The organism is Veillonella sp. Ser01, assembly GCF_053850375.1.
In genome coordinates, this window is sequence record NZ_JBSPUA010000005.1 from 26,215 (window position 1) to 46,285 (window position 20,071).

Here is a 20,071-nt window from a genome sequence, read left to right on the forward strand (position 1 = left end):
AGTGTAATGGGTTTTACATTCATTCTGAAGATTATATGAATCACTAAAATATTATCTTAGAAATTTTAAAAGAATTACGAAAGACCATTGTTTTTCTTACTTCTAATAAAGCCTAATTGCTCCATACGCTTCGTCAATTCATTATAGAATGCTTCCGCCATGGCATTTTGGTGTTTACCAGTTTGCGCCTTATCAGCGCTAAAGAGAGAATCTTTAATCTTCTTAATCATCGTAGACTTGGCTTTAGGCTTATTCAATAATTCCATGAACAATAAATCTTCTTCAGAAATATCACCAATAGCGTCATTGAACATATTTGCACCATAAATATATTCACTACCACCATCAGCAATAGCTTTTACAAAGTTTGTAAAACGAGCTGGTACATAGGATAAGCCCTCCATGTATTCCTGTTTATCAGGGAATGTTTTATAGAATCGAATACCACCGCGTACCATATGTTCAACGATAGCTTTATATAAACTACATACAGCTGGTTCTAAGTCATCTTCAGATGCATTAGCAGTATCATGAGCAGCTTTTAAAATGGCAAGGGCTTCGATCATATTGAAAGTGCCACCATCTTTAATGAGCGCTTTGAATGTATCTCGTACAAGCTCATTTTCAAACATTTCTAATGCTTCTTCATCAAAGAGGATTTGGAATACAAAACTATTTACGATAGACCGTACAGGTACTGTATTCACCTTATCTGGATTAGCTACATCATAGCTAATATCCTTTGCAGCACTTTCTTTGCAAATAATAGACTTGCGGAATGTTGTATCAAGCATAAAGTCTAAATATTGTTCTTGATCCGCTTGGCTATTAGGAGCCAATTTTTCAAGTTTATCGGCAATGCTGTCATCATAGGTACGAACCATAGATAATGTTAAATCTGCATCACACACATATGTAAGATTGTGAGCTTTCAAATGATCATTGAATTGATAGAAGTAACATGGATCATTATGAGGTTCTAAATGGTCATGACCTACATAATAATCATCCTTTTGCATAACGGAACGCAAGGCACCTAAGAATTTACTATTACGCTCTTTAAGGTTATCATAATTAAGAATTTGAGCACCTACTAGGCTACCTACAGTTTTACCACGTAATACCTTTTCCTTATGAGTCAACTCATCATAACCACGATTAGCAAATAGCATAAGTTGACGAACCTCTTCCATCGTATGCCAACCTGGGTATGTATTATAGGATACATATGCAATGCCATTATCAGCCAAATGATGAGATATAATATCAAGCAACTTATCCTTCATTTCATCGCTAATCCAAGAGTAAAAACCATGGGCAATAATGTAATCAAAGTTTCCTAAGGATTCATCAAAGTTCAAAATATCCCCTTGTAATAGAGATACATTTTCTAACTTAGCATCACTAATAATTTTGTTACCCTTCTCTACTTGATCTTGGGAAAGCTCAATACCTACAAATGTTGCTTCTGGATTATGCACAGCTTGAGAAATAATATTTCCCCCATACGTAGTACCTAATTCAAGTACACGTGCTGTTTTAGCCGTTGGTGGCTTAAGACCTACAAGTGTACCATACGCTTCCAAATAGGCAGGTGTAGTAAAAGGAAATGGATAGGATTTATAGCCTAACTCTTTATATATTGTTTGTTGCATATCGTCTGTTGCGATCTGTTGATTATCCTTAGCCATAAGCACCTCTATGTTTACTATTAATGTTATCAAATCATATATCTGTACAATATACCTAGTAGTATATGCACAACTATTTAATATTATACCAAATTCCTAGTATATTACCTATTATGAAAGCATTAGTAATTCAGGAACTAGCTATTCAAGAAATAACCGCATTAATTTAAGATACAATAAAATAAATTCCACATATAGTTAACTATATTATATACAAAAGAGGCACCCTCGAAAGGGTGCCTCTTATTAGTTCTTAGTCGTTAAATAACGAATTATTTTACGTCTTCGAAACCTTTTTGTAAGCGAACGTAGCTTAAGCGACGATCTTTTGCGTCTTGTTCAGTTTTAGCGAACAATTCTTCTGCAACATCTGGAGCTGCTTTAGCCAAGGATGCGTAACGAACTTCACCTTTAAGGAAGTCTTGGAAGTTTTCAGTTGGTTCTTTGGAATCCAAGGAGAATGGATTTTTACCTTCTTCTTTAAGTTGAGGGTTGTATCTGTAAAGATCCCAGTAACCAGCTGCAACTGCTTTACGTTGTTCTTCTTGAGCTTTACCCATACCAGCTTTGATACCATGGTTGATACATGGGCTGTAAGCGATGATCAAGGAAGGACCTGGATATGCTTCAGCTTCTGCAACAGCTTTCATCAATTGGTTTTTATCTGCACCCATAGCTACTTGTGCTACGTATACATAACCATAAGACATAGCCATCATGCCAAGGTCTTTTTTCTTAGTACGTTTACCAGAAGCTGCGAATTGAGCAACTGCTGCGATATTAGTGGATTTGGAAGCTTGACCACCAGTGTTGGAGTATACTTCAGTATCGAATACGAAGATGTTGATGTCTTCGCCAGAAGCTAATACATGGTCAACACCGCCGAAGCCGATATCGTATGCCCAGCCGTCACCACCGAAGATCCAGTGGGAACGTTTGATCAAGAATTGTTTTTTCTCAAGAATTTCTTTTAATTCTGGAGTTGTAGCACCTTCAGCTTCGATAGCTGCTACTAAACGTTCGGAACGTTGACGAGTTGCTGCACCAAGGTTAGCAAATTCAATCCATTGTTCCAAAGCTTCTTTCAATTCGCCTGTAGCAGTTTCTACAGCTTTAGAAGCTAATTCTACTAATTGTTGACGAATTTTCTTAACGCCGATGTACATACCATAACCATACTCAGCATTATCTTCGAACAAGGAGTTTGCCCAAGAAGGACCTTGACCTTGTTGGTTAGTTGTGTATGGAGATGCAGGCATGGAAGCACCCCAGATGGAGGAACAACCAGTTGCATTGGCAATCATCATGCGGTCGCCGAACAATTGAGTTAACAACTTAGCGTAAGGAGTTTCACCACAACCTGCGCAAGCACCGGAGAACTCGAACAATGGTTGTTCGAATTGGGAACCTTTAACAGTGTCCTTCTTCATAGGGTTTTCTTTTACAGGAAGGTTAACACCGTAGTTCCATGCTTCAGCTTGTTCGATTTCGGAATCGATGGAAGTCATTACGATAGCTTTGCCTTTAGGAGCTGGACAGATATCAACACAGTTACCGCAACCCAAGCAATCTAATGGGGATACTGCGATACGGAATTGAAGGTCTTTAGCGCCCAATGCAGGGATTGTATCGAAATGTTCTGGAGCTGCAGCCACTTCTGCTTCAGTTGCCAAGATTGGACGAATTGTAGCATGTGGACATACGAAGGAACATTGGTTACATTGAATACAGTTTTCAGGTAACCATTTTGGAACGAACAATGCAGGACCGCGTTTTTCGAATTTAGCAGTACCAGCAGGTAATGTACCATCTTCGTAACCAGCGAATGTGGATACAGGAAGATCATAACCAGCTTGTGCATTGATTGGTTGTGCAATGTTTTGAACGAAGGATGGGCAAGATTCGCAACCAGGTTTAACTGCGTGGCCACCTTCATCAACAGCGTTTTTCCAGTCAGCAGGAACATCTACTTTTACCAAAGCGTTAACACCTTGATCGATAGCAGCGTTGTTCATGTCAACGATATTTTGACCTTTTTTACCGTAAGAAGTTACTACGGATTCTTTAAGGTATTTAACAGCGTCATCTACAGGGATGATTTCAGTCAATTTGAAGAATGCAGCTTGAGTTACCATGTTGATACGGCCGCCCAAACCGATTTCGGAAGCGATTTTCGCAGCGTTGATGATGTAGAAGTTCAATTCTTTTTCTGCGATTTGACGACGTAATTTAGCAGGTAAATGTTCGTTCAATTCTTCAGGAGACCAAGTACAGTTCAACAAGAATGTACCACCTTTTTTGATACCGCGGATCAAGTCGTATTCATGTACGTAAGATTGACGGTGACATGCTACGAATTGAGGTTCAGTTACCAAGTATGGCAAGTTGATTGGGTTTTTACCAAAACGAAGGTGAGACATTGTTACGCCACCAGATTTTTTGGAGTCGTAGTCGAAATATGCTTGAGCATACATATCAGTGTGGTCACCGATGATTTTGATAGCGGATTTATTCGCACCTACAGTACCGTCAGAACCGAAGCCCCAGAATTTACATTCAGTCAAACCAGGAGTTTCAATATCTACGCCTTCAGCACGATCCAAGGACAAGAATGTAACATCATCATTGATACCCAATGTGAAGAATTTCTTGCCGTTTTCAGCAGCCAAGTTATCGAATACAGCTACGATGTCTGCAGGGATAACGTCTTTGGAGCTCAAACCATAACGGCCAGCGATAACTTTTACGTTACGGCCACCATCGATTACAGCAGCTTGTACGTCCAAGAACAATGGTTCAGCCAAAGCGCCTGGTTCTTTAGTACGGTCAAGAACTGCAATGCGTTCTACAGTTTGAGGAAGAGCTTTCAACAAACGATCTGTTGCGAATGGACGGAACAAGTGAACGTTGATGAAACCAACTTTACGACCCAATTTATTTAAGTAGTCAACAGTGGATTGTACTACTTGAGCGGAAGAACCCATAGTAACGACTACGTCAGTTGCATCAGGAGCACCATGGTAGTTGAACAATTGGTAGTTAGTACCAGCCAATTTGTTAACTTCGTTCATGTAATGTTCTACAACGTCAGGAACGTTCAAGTAGAATTTGTTGGATGCTTCGCGATGTTGGAAGTAAACGTCAGGGTTTTCTGCAGTACCACGAGTTACAGGAGCATCTGGGTTCAAAGCATTTTTACGGAAAGCTTTAACAGCGTCCATGTCTACTAATGGTTTCAAATCTTCATAGTCCCAGATTTCAATTTTTTGAATTTCATGGGATGTACGGAAACCGTCGAAGAAGTTGATGAATGGTACACGAGTTTTAATAGCTGTCAAGTGAGCTACAGCGGACAAGTCCATTACTTCTTGTACGGAGGATTCAGCAAGCATAGCGCAGCCAGCTGCACGAGCAGCCATTACGTCTTGATGGTCACCGAAGATAGCCAAAGCGTGTGCAGCCAATGCACGAGCAGCTACTTGGAATACACCTGGAAGTAATTCGCCTGCTACTTTGTATAAGTTAGGAAGCATCAATAACAAACCTTGGGAAGATGTGAAAGTTGTTGTTAATGCACCAGCTTGTAAAGAACCGTGAGTTGCGGCAGCAGCACCTGCTTCAGATTGCATTTCTACAACTTGAACAGTGTTGCCGAAGATGTTTTTACGACCAGACGCAGCCCATTCGTCAATGTGTTCTGGCATTGGGGAAGATGGAGTGATTGGGTAAATCGCAGCAACTTCTGTAAAACCATAAGAAACGTGAGCAGCCGCTTGGTTGCCGTCCATAGTTTTAAATTTACGACTCATGTGATTATTGCCTCCTTAAGCATTTAGCAAAAATAGAACACTTGCTTAATCTATCATTATGTTTAGGAATAACAACCATTACAAACTTGCGCACATGAAAAAATAATGCAATAATATATATGTTATATATAATATGGCATTATGTGTGAACATACTTTTGTATTGGGCACAACCATAATTCCTAATATCATAACTTGATATAGCCCTATATGCACATTATAACGTGCTGGGCCCTATCAACGCAACACATACAGTGACTGTCGCTTTGCCAATATTGCTATCCATGCTTTACATAAAGTAATAGCTAATTGCGTTATAGTAATAACTATTCTCATTTAGTATAGGTCACTTCCCATAACCAGATTTTATTTTTAGGGGGTTAATTATGGATTTTCATCATTTGAAATACTTCGTTGAAGTAGCTGATCAAAAAAGCTTTAGTAAAGCTGCGCGGAATTTGCACATCTCCCAATCCGCTATCAGCCGTACTATTAAAGCTTTAGAAGACGAACTTGGTGTTGTTCTCTTCATGCGTAATGCTAAATCTGTAGAACTTACTGATGGGGGTACCATCTTCTTAACCCACGCAAAACGCGTAGTATTCATGTTTGAACATCTAAAAACTGATTTTGAAAACGAGTTTCGTTTGGAACAAGGTTCCATTAGAATTGGTATTCCACCAATTACCGATGCACCTATCTTCGCTCAGCTTTTAGGGGAGTTCAAAAAAGTATATCCACAAATTGAATTAGAACTTTATGAACAAGGTTCTAAAAAAGTTGAGATTAGTGTTCAAGAAGGCTTAATTGATATTGGTATCATTTGTACGAAACCAAATCCAAAAGAATTTGAGTCCTTCTACCTCACTAGTGATCCTCTTTCCGTTATCGTTCCAAAATCTAGCCCTCTTGCGAAAGAAAAAGAAATTCGTTTAGAAATGCTAGCTGATGAGTCTTTCGTATTGCACAAAGACGACTTTAATTTGCATGACGAAATCATCAAAGCTTGTAAACATACAGGTTTTCAACCTCATATCGTATTTGAAACAAGCCAACGTGATCTTATGTTGCAAACAGTTAGTGCAGACCTTGCCATCGCATTGTTACCATCTCGCCTCTGCCCTGAGGTAGGTGAAAATACAGAGGTTGGTTCCAAGGTCGTTGTACGTCCACTTGTACCAGAAATCATTCATACACTTTATGTTATTTGGAAAAAAGGTCATTACCTCTCCCATGCTTCTCGCTTGTGGTTAGACTTTGTAAATTCCAAATTACCATTACCTGGATTACAACTCGAGGATCGTCAATAATGAATAAACCATCTGGGCTCGCATCTAAATTGCGGGCCCTTTTGAAAGCTAAAGAAACACCCATGTGGGGCGTTATTATCGTGCTGGTCATTGTTATAATCTTCCAGCAAATACAAATTTCAGAACTACAATGGCGTGTCGATGAAGACCACGATGGTTCTTCCGTTGATAGCGTAGCTGGTCGCCTTTACATTCTAGAAGGGATGGCTAATAAACATAGCGACCAACTGGATGGTATCTTTAAAGACATTCGCCAATTACAAAACGACGGTGCCAAGTACGACTGGGAACTGAAACAACTACAATGGTTACACCCAGAACTCAAAGTGCAACCACCAGAAGCTAACCCTTCCCCATTCAAATCGACGGATTTAAACCTCGATATGAATCCTGGGAAAGTGCCGGATGTAAAAAAATAAATAAAAGCCAGATACAATACATACTAAAGTATTTACATTGTATCTGGCTTTTTGTTATATCTGCCTTAATTCGTTTGAACCACAGTAATAGCTTTTATCTTTTTATCAAGGGGAATGTGCTTATATAAACGGAAATTCTTATTATAGGATTTTTCCCATTCACTCACAACAGAGTAGTGCCTATGATGGAAATTACCTTTATCATCTATATAAAGAAAGAGATCTTTTTGAGCCATAACACCAAAGCCCATGGCATCCAAAGTGTACCCCTTATGAATACCATCATTTGTATTTAAATAATCTCGTAACTCTGCTTCACTAGATGTATCAACCCAGCCTAATTCCAATACTCTACTAACCAACGTATCTTCAGCAGCCTTATAAGCTTTATTTGCAGCTATAAGTCCCTTATCTGGAAAACCTTGAACATCCTCTTGATATCCAAAGGCTGTCACAACTATAAGTTTTCCCGTTCCATACTGATTCTCATAAGAAATAATCGGATCTGCTACTGTAATAACTTTCTCTACAAAAGGATTCCATAATATTGAATCAATATAATGCTCTTGAGTTTTATACTCTACAATATATTTAGTCTCACCTACATCATTACTGGTCGGTTTTATTTTAACAATACCATCATCATGAGTAAGGATATTAAAGTCTACGTAATATGCTGATACATAATAACCGCCTAATATAGGCTTCAATTGACTCTGTAAGTTGTCTATCGTCTTATATTGTTCTAAATCATCAATATATTTAGCGCGTCCTAAATTCTTAACAGCTGTCTCCCATGAATCATAAGGACTTGAAACTTTAACAACGTCACGGTTGTACACTGCTGCTCGTTCAAAGATAGCTCGACCTTCACCATTCGGGTCACGTAATGATATCGCACTTACAGATACGCCTAGTGTAAAAGTTGTTAATACGGTTGCTAATAATAACGTTCTATACATAGTAGCCTCTCTCTTTTTACTGTAGATTACATTACTCTTATTATACATAAATAATATATTTACTAAAAGAAAAAGAGCTATATATTTATTCAATATCCGTCATAGAAAAGAATAAACAATATAACTCTTTTTAAATTTGTATTTAATTTTTAACTTAGTGTTCCTTGTGTTCCATAGATTTTGGTAATGTCAAAATCAATAGACCTGCAAGGAACATACAGGCCCCCATTACATAGTAACCGTAAGTAAAGCTACCAGTGTGACCATTGATGAAACCAAGCATATAAGGACCTACCCAGCCCCCCATGTTACCAGAGGAGTTAATAAGGCCCATCGCCCCTGCCGCAGCAGCACCAGATAAGAAGGTTGTTGGCATTGTCCACCATACACCCATGCCACCGTAAACGCCTACAGCAGTTAAGCAGATAAAGAATAAACTAATTTCTGGAGATGGACTATGTGGTGTTGCTAAGAAGCCAATAGTACCAATGAACAATGTAGTAGCAACATGCCAACGTTTTTCATTGCGCTTTTCAGAGGAATAACCACAATATACTTGTACAAGTAATGCAGCAGACATGGGAATCGCAATAGACCATGCTACAACACTTGGTGGCCAACCAGATAGGCTTTTAAGAACTTGAGGCATCCAGAAGCTAAAGCCCCAGAAACCAATAACCCACAAGAAATAGATTAATGCTAAACGCAATACTTTTGGATCTTTCAAAGCTTGCCATGTAGTATATTTCTTTACAGCTTGCTTTTGTTGCTCTTCTTTTTCAAGTTCAGCCTTGATATACGCTTTTTCTGCATCAGTTACCCAAGATGCATGATCTGGACGTTCTTTCATCCAGAATGCGAAAATGAACGCAAAAATTACAGCAGGAATGGCTTCAACGATGAAAAGTGTGCGCCACCCATGAAGACCAAAGAATGTTGTATCAAGTAAGATACCTGCCAATGGACCACCGATGATATTAGAGAACAATAAAGATGTTAACATCAAGGAGATCGCTTTCGCACGTTCCTTTGGCAAGAACCAATTCGGTATCAGTAACGAATAAATTACAGGATATAAAGAGGCTTCACATAGACCGAGTAAGAATCGATAAATATAAAACTCCAACTCTGTAGTCATCGTCGTCATAAGAATACATACGAGACCCCAACTAAACATGATACGAGCCACCCAATGCATAGCGTTACAGCGAGCAGCTATTAAGGATGCTGGCACTTCAAATAAAACGTAGCCAATAAAGAAAATACCGGCCCCCATACCGAATACCTCTGGCGTTAACCATGGTAAATTCTCTTTCATGGTCAAGCCTGCATAGGCAATATTAACACGGTCTAAGAAGGCAATGATGGAAACAATAAATAAAGGTAAGACTACGTGTAGCATACGCCGCTTTGTAAAGTCTTTGAAATCGATGGCCCCACTTTGAGGCTCTGGTGTAGATGAGTTCATATAATTCCTTTCTACTACTTAAGATATTACATACCTTACTATCTTAAGAAAACAAAAGTCCTCTGTCAATGGAATTATATAGAATATAGAAATAACAAATAGGAATAGTAACACCAAAATAATAGCCTTTAAAAATAGAAAAAGGATATTTGCTAAGAATGACTGTATAAAACAAAAAGCACTTTATAGTATAAATATATCTCTATCACAAGATAAGAAAATACTATAAAGTGCTTTCATATTAATTTGTACTAACAGGATCATAATCAGCAGGCACAGGAGCAACGATACTTACAAAGATAACATCTTCTGTCCCAGTATTTTTTGCGCCATGACATTCACCCTTTTTAGATACTATAACTTGTCCCTTTGTAAAAGGCACCTCTGTATCAGGCGTTGGATAAAATACCCCCTTACCTTGCAATATAACCCATATATCATCAGAGTTATGATGGTAATGCTTTGGTAAGGTTTGCCCAGGTTTAATAACCCATACTGAGCCACCTGTGGAATCAGTTTGATAAAATGGAGTCCTAACAGCTTTCTCCAAACTTTCAACTTTCACAAGTTCCATGTCAAAAATACGTTGATTACTCATAATGCTCACACCTTTCATCGATTAACAACTAACGAGTACCCGATGCATATTCTCCCATATTAATATCTATAACAGTTCGAACAGGTTGAATTAAGGAGTCCTCATACTGAACCGCCCATTTAATATCTGGATTCATATTTCCATTTTCTAAGCCTGCAATCGTTTGCCCGTCATCAATAGGATTATCGTGCTCAAAGATATAATACAATACACTATACGCATGATTTACAATTTCATCGGGGTTCATACCGTGAAAGTGATACTGCAAATCAGGGTAGAATAAGGTGTTCATACCTATCGTATCAACCATCATGTCATCTGTGCCTTGAATGCTAAAATATCGCACATTTACGGCATAATAAATAAAACGTGTTACAGCTTTATCAGGATGATTTTCAATGGTTTCTCGACTTAAGAACTTACGAGATGGACCAAAGACAACGGCCTTACAGGATGGATATAACTCTAACAACGCATCTACATATTTCACGAGCATATCAGCTCGTTCTTTAGGTTCTAAACCCGAAGCTAACATGTCTGTAGCAAATACTCTATATTGGCACTCATCTAGCAAGTCATCTACATTTGGACAATCCCAAACCTGACTACGTGTAAAATCATCTAGTACAGGTTTGTCGATTTTTTCACAATTCGTCACCATCAAGGTTGGTGAAATATCTGCATCGTTATCCTCGTAATGAACCTTATAATTCTGAGGTGCAAAACCAGCAGATTCAACGCCATAACTAAAGCAATCAACAGGACCTAAATGCTTTGTGAATACCTCTACCATTGTATCTCGATTAGGCATATCACACTGCTTTGGCATTAATAACTCAACGAAAAACAAACCGCCAGGGCGAACAGAGTTATCTGTTAGATCTTGTTTAAATACTTGAGTCATACACGCTCTCCTAAATTAAAACATAATGTAAAATATATCTTTCATTTTATAGTATATCAGATGTTTATAAGTACTACAATTACGTAACCACTGTTTCATAAATAATAAATAATCTATATTTCTACTACATGTTAGCGTAATATCGATATACTGTGGCATCACGATTATATAATCTAAAGATAATGACTCATACTCAAGTTCAAACGTCTTATTATTCTCCAAGGTTTGTAGAAATCGCGCATATAAATAATCAATACTTTCAGAATGATTACCAAGTTTGCAATTTCCCATATCAAATAGGTTACGATAGGAAGTGTCCCCTGGTAGCACAGACATCCAATCTAAAGCATATTCTGATACACCGAACACCGTTTTTTCAGGATTAGGTCCATCTAAATCATCCTGTAACCAAGCAGATATTATTTGGTACATATTTAGTGTTTCATATTCGCTTACATCACTATAAAACTCACTTAGCCCCTCTAGGTCAATCTCTAACTTAGCAATACAACGATACATAGAAACTACCTCCTAAAGATCTCCAATCTTCTTATAGTAAAAGTATAACTATATCTATGTACCATTTTTATCTCATTAAGTTTTGACCCTGTATCTAAAATTAACACTAAATCATTTATAACTACAAAAAGACCCTCTCCATAAGTCCGAGAACTATGGAGAGGGTCTTTATATTATCTAATCAGCATAGGATGATGAGCCGATGGCCTACCTGTTACGGTTTCCCTCGAACTCTCAGCACTACTTAATTATAGAGGTTTACGAACCACGTCAAGAATGGAGCCATCGCGGTATTCAACGATTGCGATGATGTCTTCGTCTTTATCAGATACAGGAATATCTTGTGGTTTACCTACTAAATCAAATGCTAATTGTTGTAATTCTTCAATTGTGAAGATAGGCAAGTTGCTATCTTTGAAGCGTTCAATTAAATCAGTACGAGCTGGGTTGATTGCGATACCGTATTCAGTAACAAGTACGTCAACAGAGGAGCCTGGTGTAATTACAGTTGCTACTTTGTCACGGATCATTGGCAAGCGGCCACGGATCAATGGGCAAGTAATAACTGTGCATTTAGCACCTGCTGCTGTATCGGAGTGACCGCCAGAAGCGCCCATCAATACACCGTTGGAGTCAGTCATTACGTTTACGTTGAAATCAAGGTCGATTTCAGTAGCACCAAGGAATACTACGTCTAAGTAGTTTGTAGTGCAGTCTGTCCATGGGTTAGCGTACATGGAAGCAGACATTTCGATGTGTGCAGGGTTTTTATCCAAGGATGCTGCTGCAGTTGTATCGAATGTTTGAGTATCGTAAATAGCACGAATCAAACCTTCTTCAAGCATACCAGTCAAGATACCAGTAGCACCACCGATAGCGAAGCCACCTACTTCACCGCGTTTGCGAAGTTTTTCAGCGATGAATTTCGCCACAGTCAATGGAGCACCACCAGCGCCCAATTGGAATACAAAACCATCTTTAATGATGCCAGCTTGGTCAAGGAATTCACCAGCTAATTCAGCAATTTTAATTTGGATAGGGTTTTTAGTGAAACCTACCGCACCAGAAGCAATACCTTCTGGATCACCAATGCTTTCAACCTCAACAACATAATCTACGTCAGTTTGAGGGATTGCATAGTTGTGTACATAGTCAACTAAGTTATCTGTGATAATAACAGTTGTATCAGCATAATGGGAGTCAACTTTAGCATAGCCAAGCGCACCACATGCGGATTTACCCATACGACCAGTAGCATTACCACGTGGATCAGCTGTAGGAGCAGCCATGAAAGCTACGTCGATATGTACTTCGCCAGATTCGATAGCACGAGCACGGCCACCGTGAGAACGAATCACTACAGGGCGTTTCAATATGCCTGGGTTTTGTGTTAAGAATTTACCAAGACGATCGCGCAAGCCAGATGTTTCAATAGCTGTTACAGTACCATCTTGAATCATTTCTACCAAGAATTCATGGCATGGGGACAAGGAAGAAGACGCAATTGTGATGTCTTTAATGCCTTTTGCTTGAACGCGTTCCATAACCATTTTCATTACATAGTCGCCATTACGCAAGTGATGATGGAAGGACAATGTCATACCATCTTTTACACCAGCTTTTTCGATTGCTTCATCGATGGAAGCAAGTACTTTATTAGTACCAACACGACTCATGTGTACAGGTTTACCTGCGCGATGAGCTTTAGGTTCAATGGCGAATTCACCTTGATACACTTCGCGACCTTCTAGTGCTGGGATATTTGTTGGGATATCGCGACCTACTTTATTTAACATCGTATTCTGCTCCTTCCTCTAATTCAACTTTAATGCCTGCTGCACGTGCTTTATCAACAACGCGTTGTGCACGAACTACGATAGGACCATCGATCATTTTACCATCTACAGAGATTACGCCTTTATTGTTGCGCAATGCATCTGCGTAGCTGTTCAATACCTTAACGGAGTGAGCGATTTCTTTTTCGTCAGGAGTGAATACTTCGTGGATAATTTTGATTTGGCTTGGGTGGATACAAGATTTGCCATCGTAACCCAACGCTTTAATGAATTCAACTTCTTCGCGGAAGCCTTGTGGGTCTTTCACGTCAGAGAATACAGTATCAATTACGCGGATACCTGCTTCACGTGCGGCATGAAGAATTGTTTGACGAGCGAATAGCAATTCAACAGCTGGTTTATGTTTACCTGTACGAAGGTCAGCACGATAGTCTTCAGCGCCAAGAGCGATAGCTACTACGCGAGGGCCATGACAGATTTCACGAACATTGTACAATCCACGAACAGATTCGATAGCTACGATAATATTGATAGTACCTTCTGGCCAGCCATTAGCTTTTTCTACTTCTTCAATTTTCTTCGCTACGATTTCAACTTCAGACACGTCTTCAGTTTTAGGTAAACGAATCATATCAGGTTTAGCTGGAACGATTACATCAAGATCGTCATAGCCATAAGGAGTTTGTGTAGGATGGTTGATACGAACAACTGTTTCTGCACGGAATTTGCGAGATTTCAATGCTTCTGCAGTTAAAAGACGAGCTGTATCTTTTTCTGTTACAGGAACAGAGTCTTCGATATCAATCATGATGGAGTCAGCGCCGTGAATATCAGCACTGTTAATCATTTTAGGTGTATTACCAGGTACGAACATCATGGAACGAGACAAGCGTTTTTTTGCAGCCTCTGTTAATGGATTTGTTTTAACTTCTGGGAATGTTTTATCGTTAGCCATTATGCTTTGCTCCCCCTTTCCAATGCGCCCAATACGCGAGCTTTAATTGTGTAATCCCAAGCATTTTTATCTTGTACGATTACTTTTACGCCGTCAAAACCAGCTTCTTTAACTGTGTTTAAAACAACGGATTTAATTTGATCTCCGTATTGGCGAATAACTTTGGATGTTAATTCAATTTCGATACCGCTAGCAATCGGTTCAACCGTTACTAATGCATCATTTTTTTCGTCGAAGCCAGCTTGTGCAGCTTTTACTAATTGTGCCATGTTGCATCCTTTCACTAAAAATATATCAAATGGCAAAGACCAGACGTGTCGCGAATGTCTGGTCCGTGCCGTTAAAACCATGTTGATTATAAAATTATATGGTGATTAAATCATACCGATGAAAGTCCACCAAGGGATACCTACTACAAAGAGTAGAATCCAACTCAATACTGCTAAGATTGCACCAGCAGTCCACCAATCTTTCAAGTTATTGTAACCTGCAGAGTAGATGATTGGACCTGGAGATGCACCGTAGTGAGTTACAAGCCCACCAAACGCATTTGTTGCAAGCAATACTAAACCAAACATAACAGGGTTAACACCAGCTGCCATACCTACAGTCAAGAATACTGGAAGCATAGATGCAATGTAGGCAGTACTGGAAGCGAATAAGTAACGAATGACAACACTAATAGCAGAAAGAATTAATACAACTACGAGTGGAGACACATCGAGTGCCAAGTTTGCTTGCATATATGCTGCAAGCCAAGCGAAGAATTTAGCTTTTGTTAAAGCAGTGGATAAACCAAGGATAGCACCGAACCAGATGAATGTATTCCAAACAGCTTTTGTTTGAACCATGTCATCCCAAGTGATGATACCAGCAAAGAACACAACAGTCATAGCAACTAATGCTACTGCTGTTGGGCTCAAATCAAAACCGATGGAAGGCAATGCCCAACCGATAAGAGCAAGAATAAATACAACTGCCAAGATTTTTTCAGACATTTTCATAGGTCCTAATTTAGCAAGACCGTCAGCAGCCAATTTCTTATTGTCAATTTTTACTGCTTCAGGACGGTCGATCCAGTAACCTACAAGTGGAACGAAAATCAACATTACAAGACCAGGAAGAGCTAAAGCCAAAGCCCATTCAGCCCAAGTCATGTTTAGACCAGTGATTTTAGTAACAAAGTCCAAAGCCAACACATTAGGAGCCATAGCTGTTAAGAACATGAAGGATGTAATTTTTGTTACGAAATATCCATTCATCAAGATGAAGGAACCACCGCGTTTTGCAGTATCACCAGGATAAGAACCGATGGATTCAGCGATGGATAAATTGATTGGATATACAATACCAGCCGCACGTGCTGTGTTAGAAGGTGTTGCTGGAGATAATACTAAATCAAGAAGTGCTGTTACATAGCCAAGGCGTAATACAGTAGAGCCAAATGCATCAATCAAATGGTACGCAACGCGGTGACCAAGACCAGTTTTACCAAAGGCAACACTCAAGGAGAACGCAGCGATGATCATCCACAATGCTGTGGAGCCATAACCTACCAAGATATCTTTTGCATTGTCTAAGAATAATGCAGAAGCAGATAATACAGCTAATAAAATAATTTGAATTGGATATGGTTTTAAAATCAAACCTACGATACCTGCAATGTAGAAGCCTAAGAGGCGCCACGCTTCCGCAGAGAGCCCTTCTGGTGGAGTTGTAAACCAGAGGATAATTGGAATTAGCACGATAAGTGCTAGTTTTAAGAATTTTTCCATGTTTATTCCTTTCTTAAAAACATAGGCATGTATATCATCCTAACACTCCCCTAAAGATTCGTGATACGCGACTATCATCTATTGAACTCTAGGAGTCTTTGTCTACACTCATTATATATGCTTAAAAGAATTATGAATAATAGATTACCTTTATAGGGGTTATAAAAACTTTTATATCTACTATTCATACTTTTTATGCATTTTAAGCATAGAATTGCAGCCCATAATGAAAAAAATGCATGTATACGTCCCCAAAGGGGGTATACATGCACTTACATGGTCCTGCCTGGCTCTTTCGAGACACCTTTATTATGACTTATTATATCGAAAAAGTCTAATACTGAAATAGCATGAATAGGCAGTTACAAATTCTTATATTGGATCTATTTATAAATCTATCCTTTATATTCTCTAAAAATACTATTATCTACTACAGTATGCTCTTTGTAATAATTCCGAACATACTCGATAAAGGTCTTTACTACTACTAGATTTTCCGCATCCTTTGTATATACCATATTTGTATCACGAGTGATATAGGTACCATCTTTGCTACGCAATGGACTTACATATATATCTCTATCCTTACAAGATCCAAGGCCCATATAGGTCAAAATGGACCATCCAAGGCCGGCGCGTACAAAGTGACGGCACGTACTCATAGAATTTACATCCATCGCAACACTCGGTGGTTCTTCAAAATGCTCGGCACACCACGTTTCAATAATGTTTGCTACAGATGCATCTGTTTGATATTTAATGAATGGCACCTTCTCTAACGACTCAGGTGGTACTAATTCTTTATAAACCAAACAATACGGTTCCTCCAATAGTAATTCAGATTTACCAGATACTTCATAGCCACCACGAGCAAAGGCAACCATACAGTCACCAGAATTAAACATTTTTACTACTTGATGGCTGAAAGCAGTCTTAACTTGAATATGCACATCCGGATACTGCTCCCGGAATGATTTCAGTAAAGCTGGTAGTTCATAGTCTGCAAAATTGATGGATGATGCGATTTTTAAGGTCCCTTGAATCTTACCAGAAGCGGAATTCATAGCATTTTCTAAGGCCTCTTGATCCTGCATCATTCTTTTACAGTAGTCATAAAAAATTTCGCCTTGTGCTGTAAGAGCAATCCCTTCAGCAGTTCGCAACAACAGAGAATGGCCCAAGGCTTTTTCCATATGGCGCAACCGATAACTTAAAGCCGGTTGTGATAAAAATAATTTTTCTGCAGCCCTTGTAATATTCCCTTCATCCACAACGGTTACAAAGGTTTGCCATTCTCTATTATCCATACAATCTCCTTTTATCGCTTATTGCCAAAGATGCGCAATAAGGATAAGAATAAGTTAATGAAATCCAAGTATAGGCTCAAAGCACCTGTGATTTCAATGCGGTCTAAAATGGTTTCATCCTCCAAGAGCGCTACTTGTGTCACATTATTTTTAATGCGGTTCACATCGATAGCTGTAAAGATGGAGAATACTACAACCCCTACATAACCTAGAACTAAGCTAACAGTGTCGCTAAAGCCACTGAGTACAGCCCAGTTAAAATAACGAGCCCCTATCATCACAAAAGATACGATGATCATACCAAGTAAGACAGCCATTACATATGGGGTTAGGGATGACAAATTACGTTTCGTAGTAGCCCCTACGATAGCAAAGCCGATGAAGAACGCTAACGTGCCGATTAACGCGGGAATAACTACTTCAAATACATTATATCTCAAGGATATAAGTGTCAATGTAAGACCATTCAATGCACTGTAGAGGAAGAACATGCCTTTTAAAGTCATAACATTGGCAGTATACGCACGAGCACTAAATAGGAATACTACGCCTAGTTCAACTAATAGAATAATATTAAAGTTTTCGTATGCAAAGCGTAGCCAGTTTGGATTTGCCAACGCAGCAACTCCAACACCGATAGTCGTAAGTAAACCTACAACCATCCACAAGAAGGATCCCTTCAAACGTTGGGATACAATACTTTCAACCTGAGCAACTTGAGAATTACTAGGTCCTGTTACATTATATGGATTCATACTATCCCTCCTTATATTTAATTATCTTTTACTAAAACTATCGAGCATTAGCAATGCCAGCAAACACCTTACCGCGTTCGCCATCGATTGTTACCTCTTGACCTTCAAGGAGTACGTCATGAGCGTTTTTAGCGCCTAAAATTACAGGAATGCCATAGGTAATGCCTGCAATAGCACTGTCAGAGGTATAACCATCTTCAACAGCAATAATGCCACCTGCACGTTTAGCAATAGCCATTAATTCAGGCTCCATTGTACCTACAACGAGGATGTCGCCGTCTTTGAAGCTTTCATAGTTGCCCTTATGGTTAGCAGCAATGAATACAGTGCCTGTAACGGATTTACGCAAAATACCATTACCAGATAAGAGTACTTGGCCTGCAATATGAACGCGAATCATATTTGTAGTACCTGTTGCACCAGATGGTACGCCAGCCGTTACCACAACTAAGTCACCAGACTCAATGGCACCTGTGCCAAGAGCACCTGTAATAGCTTGTTTAACCATTTCATCAGAGTTAACGATTTCATGACCTTTAATAGCCTCTACACCCCAGCATAATTGCATGCGGCGAATTGTTTCTTCATGCGGAGTTACAGCAATAATTTTGCAAGCCGGACGATGTCGAGCAGTGCTAATTGCAGTATGACCAGATTCAGTACATGTCAAAATAGCAGCGGCCCCAAGGTTTTGAGCGATGCGCACGCTTGCTAAACATACAGCACTGGTAGTCGTCATATCCACATCTTGACGAGCACGACTTTTACTATCGTAAATAGCAGCTTGTTCTGTTACCTCAGCAATGCGAGTCATAGTCGTAACCGCCTCTACTGGGTAAGCACCATTTGCAGTTTCACCAGACAACATGATCGCATCCGTACCATCTAAGATGGCATTGGCTACGTCACTTGCTTCCGCCCGTGTAGGACGTGGATTTTGAATCATGGACTCTAGCATTTGGGTTGCCGTAATAACTGGTTTACCCAAGTCATTACATTTTTCAATCATCATTTTTTGAAGTACTGGTACCTCTTCGGCAGGGATTTCTACACCGAGGTCACCGCGAGCCACCATGAGGCCGTCCGCTACTTCCAAAATTTCATCGATATTTTTAACGCCTTCAGCATTTTCAATTTTTGCAATAATCTTGATATCTTTTTTCTCAGACTCAAGAATGCGACGAATGGCTACAATGTCCTTACCGCGTTGCATGAAGGATGCGGCTACAAAGTCTACACCCTGTTGACAGCCAAAGCGTAAATCCGCTTCGTCCTGTTCAGATACAGGAGGCAAGCTAAGTGCTACACCTGGCACTGCTACACGTTTACGGTTGCCGATTTCACCACTGTTTTGAACAGTGGTAATAATGTTATTACCTTCGATAGCATCGATGTTAAGTGTTACAAGACCATCAGCCAAGAGGATTTTATCCCCAACGGACACGTCGCCTACAAGACCTTTGTGGTTCACGGAGCTAAGCTCGTTTGTGCCTTCCACATCATCGGTAGTCAATGTAAACTTTTGACCTGCTTCAAGGAATACCTTGCCCTCTTTAAATAGGCCGAGACGAACCTCAGGGCCTTTTGTATCAAGCAATAGCGCGATTGGTTTATTAACGATCATCGCCGCATCGCGCACCATTTGCATGCGCTCTGCTTGCTCTTCATGAGATCCGTGAGAGAAATTAAAACGAGCCACGTTCATGCCCGCTCGCATCATATCTTCTAAAATACCAAATTTATCCGTTCCCGGACCTACAGTACATACGATTTTTGTACGTTTCATCTTTCCTCCTATGAAAGC

16 protein-coding genes are annotated in these 20,071 nt (G+C 39.5%); 2 read left to right on the forward strand and 14 right to left on the reverse strand.

Annotation, left to right across the window (positions count from 1 at the left end):
• Window positions 1-74: 74 nt before the first annotated feature.
• Both ACWTVK_RS08225 and nifJ read right to left on the reverse strand, forming a co-directional pair.
• A complete protein-coding gene (locus ACWTVK_RS08225; protein WP_456046520.1) occupies window positions 75-1,691 on the reverse strand; it encodes a methyltransferase regulatory domain-containing protein in 1,617 nt (538 codons plus the stop codon).
• Between the two features lie 272 nt (window positions 1,692-1,963).
• Window positions 1,964-5,500 (reverse strand): pyruvate:ferredoxin (flavodoxin) oxidoreductase, encoded by a 3,537-nt coding sequence (gene nifJ / locus ACWTVK_RS08230; RefSeq protein WP_456046521.1) that lies wholly within the window; start codon window positions 5,498-5,500, stop codon window positions 1,964-1,966.
• Window positions 5,501-5,885: 385 nt separating this feature from the next.
• On the opposite strand from nifJ, the gene ACWTVK_RS08235 reads away from it, so the two are divergent.
• Together ACWTVK_RS08235 and ACWTVK_RS08240 are read left to right on the forward strand one after the other, a co-directional pair.
• Window positions 5,886-6,809, forward strand: coding sequence for a LysR family transcriptional regulator (locus tag ACWTVK_RS08235; protein WP_105089649.1), 924 nt, complete (start codon window positions 5,886-5,888; stop codon window positions 6,807-6,809).
• Window positions 6,809-7,228: a hypothetical protein gene (locus ACWTVK_RS08240; protein ID WP_060924520.1), complete on the forward strand. Its 420-nt coding sequence runs from the start codon at window positions 6,809-6,811 to the stop codon at window positions 7,226-7,228. Before ACWTVK_RS08235 ends, ACWTVK_RS08240 begins: the two co-directional genes overlap by 1 nt.
• 65 nt (window positions 7,229-7,293) lie before the next feature.
• Here the strand turns inward: ACWTVK_RS08240 and ACWTVK_RS08245 are convergent, their stop codons facing one another.
• The 12 genes from ACWTVK_RS08245 to pyk all read right to left on the reverse strand — a co-directional run bounded on the left by ACWTVK_RS08245 (window position 7,294) and on the right by pyk (window position 20,053).
• Window positions 7,294-8,190, reverse strand: a complete 897-nt coding sequence (locus ACWTVK_RS08245; RefSeq protein ID WP_456046522.1) for a hypothetical protein — start codon at window positions 8,188-8,190, stop codon at window positions 7,294-7,296.
• A gap of 154 nt (window positions 8,191-8,344) precedes the next feature.
• A complete protein-coding gene (locus ACWTVK_RS08250; protein WP_295287180.1) occupies window positions 8,345-9,658 on the reverse strand; it encodes an MFS transporter in 1,314 nt (437 codons plus the stop codon).
• A 241-nt stretch (window positions 9,659-9,899) separates the two neighbouring features.
• The gene (locus ACWTVK_RS08255; RefSeq protein WP_058948382.1) at window positions 9,900-10,256 is read right to left on the reverse strand and encodes a cupin domain-containing protein; all 357 of its coding nucleotides are present in this window, start codon (window positions 10,254-10,256) and stop codon (window positions 9,900-9,902) included.
• Between the two features lie 28 nt (window positions 10,257-10,284).
• Entirely contained in the window at window positions 10,285-11,160 is an 876-nt protein-coding gene (locus tag ACWTVK_RS08260; RefSeq protein WP_456046523.1) for a DUF4261 domain-containing protein, read from the reverse strand.
• Window positions 11,161-11,175: 15 nt separating this feature from the next.
• The gene (locus ACWTVK_RS08265) at window positions 11,176-11,679 is read right to left on the reverse strand and encodes a hypothetical protein (RefSeq protein ID WP_456046524.1); all 504 of its coding nucleotides are present in this window, start codon (window positions 11,677-11,679) and stop codon (window positions 11,176-11,178) included.
• Between the two features lie 248 nt (window positions 11,680-11,927).
• The gene (gene citF, locus ACWTVK_RS08270) at window positions 11,928-13,475 is read right to left on the reverse strand and encodes a citrate lyase subunit alpha (RefSeq protein WP_456046525.1); all 1,548 of its coding nucleotides are present in this window, start codon (window positions 13,473-13,475) and stop codon (window positions 11,928-11,930) included.
• A complete protein-coding gene (locus ACWTVK_RS08275) occupies window positions 13,465-14,430 on the reverse strand; it encodes an HpcH/HpaI aldolase/citrate lyase family protein (RefSeq protein WP_105089655.1) in 966 nt (321 codons plus the stop codon). The genes citF and ACWTVK_RS08275 overlap by 11 nt, the downstream gene beginning before the upstream one ends.
• Complete coding sequence (gene citD, locus ACWTVK_RS08280; RefSeq protein ID WP_009351290.1) at window positions 14,430-14,699, reverse strand: citrate lyase acyl carrier protein; 270 nt, start codon at window positions 14,697-14,699, stop codon at window positions 14,430-14,432. The genes ACWTVK_RS08275 and citD overlap by 1 nt, the downstream gene beginning before the upstream one ends.
• Window positions 14,700-14,804: 105 nt before the next feature.
• A complete protein-coding gene (locus tag ACWTVK_RS08285; protein WP_303938482.1) occupies window positions 14,805-16,205 on the reverse strand; it encodes a DASS family sodium-coupled anion symporter in 1,401 nt (466 codons plus the stop codon).
• A gap of 395 nt (window positions 16,206-16,600) precedes the next feature.
• Complete coding sequence (locus ACWTVK_RS08290) at window positions 16,601-17,512, reverse strand: LysR family transcriptional regulator (RefSeq protein WP_456046526.1); 912 nt, start codon at window positions 17,510-17,512, stop codon at window positions 16,601-16,603.
• Window positions 17,513-17,523: 11 nt separating this feature from the next.
• Entirely contained in the window at window positions 17,524-18,267 is a 744-nt protein-coding gene (locus ACWTVK_RS08295) for a Bax inhibitor-1/YccA family protein (RefSeq protein WP_456046527.1), read from the reverse strand.
• 37 nt (window positions 18,268-18,304) lie between these two features.
• Window positions 18,305-20,053 carry a pyruvate kinase gene (pyk, locus tag ACWTVK_RS08300; protein ID WP_456046528.1) on the reverse strand — a complete coding sequence of 583 codons (1,749 nt, stop codon included), beginning with the start codon at window positions 20,051-20,053 and terminating at the stop codon, window positions 18,305-18,307.
• Between the last annotated feature and the right edge of the window lie 18 nt (window positions 20,054-20,071).

Bases quoted from the DNA above. Each gene is read 5' to 3' on its own strand.
- pyk (WP_456046528.1), bottom strand. From the start codon at position 20,053: ATGAAACGTACAAAAATCGTATGTACTGTAGGTCCGGGAACGGATAAA.
- citF (WP_456046525.1), bottom strand. From the start codon at position 13,475: ATGTTAAATAAAGTAGGTCGCGATATCCCAACAAATATCCCAGCACTA.
- ACWTVK_RS08295 (WP_456046527.1), bottom strand. From the start codon at position 18,267: ATGAATCCATATAATGTAACAGGACCTAGTAATTCTCAAGTTGCTCAG.
- ACWTVK_RS08255 (WP_058948382.1), bottom strand. From the start codon at position 10,256: ATGAGTAATCAACGTATTTTTGACATGGAACTTGTGAAAGTTGAAAGT.
- citD (WP_009351290.1), bottom strand. From the start codon at position 14,699: ATGGCACAATTAGTAAAAGCTGCACAAGCTGGCTTCGACGAAAAAAAT.
- ACWTVK_RS08260 (WP_456046523.1), bottom strand. From the start codon at position 11,160: ATGACTCAAGTATTTAAACAAGATCTAACAGATAACTCTGTTCGCCCT.
- ACWTVK_RS08275 (WP_105089655.1), bottom strand. From the start codon at position 14,430: ATGGCTAACGATAAAACATTCCCAGAAGTTAAAACAAATCCATTAACA.
- ACWTVK_RS08235 (WP_105089649.1), top strand. From the start codon at position 5,886: ATGGATTTTCATCATTTGAAATACTTCGTTGAAGTAGCTGATCAAAAA.
- ACWTVK_RS08240 (WP_060924520.1), top strand. From the start codon at position 6,809: ATGAATAAACCATCTGGGCTCGCATCTAAATTGCGGGCCCTTTTGAAA.
- ACWTVK_RS08290 (WP_456046526.1), bottom strand. From the start codon at position 17,512: ATGGATAATAGAGAATGGCAAACCTTTGTAACCGTTGTGGATGAAGGG.
- ACWTVK_RS08245 (WP_456046522.1), bottom strand. From the start codon at position 8,190: ATGTATAGAACGTTATTATTAGCAACCGTATTAACAACTTTTACACTA.
- ACWTVK_RS08285 (WP_303938482.1), bottom strand. From the start codon at position 16,205: ATGGAAAAATTCTTAAAACTAGCACTTATCGTGCTAATTCCAATTATC.
- ACWTVK_RS08225 (WP_456046520.1), bottom strand. From the start codon at position 1,691: ATGGCTAAGGATAATCAACAGATCGCAACAGACGATATGCAACAAACA.
- nifJ (WP_456046521.1), bottom strand. From the start codon at position 5,500: ATGAGTCGTAAATTTAAAACTATGGACGGCAACCAAGCGGCTGCTCAC.
- ACWTVK_RS08250 (WP_295287180.1), bottom strand. From the start codon at position 9,658: ATGAACTCATCTACACCAGAGCCTCAAAGTGGGGCCATCGATTTCAAA.
- ACWTVK_RS08265 (WP_456046524.1), bottom strand. From the start codon at position 11,679: ATGTATCGTTGTATTGCTAAGTTAGAGATTGACCTAGAGGGGCTAAGT.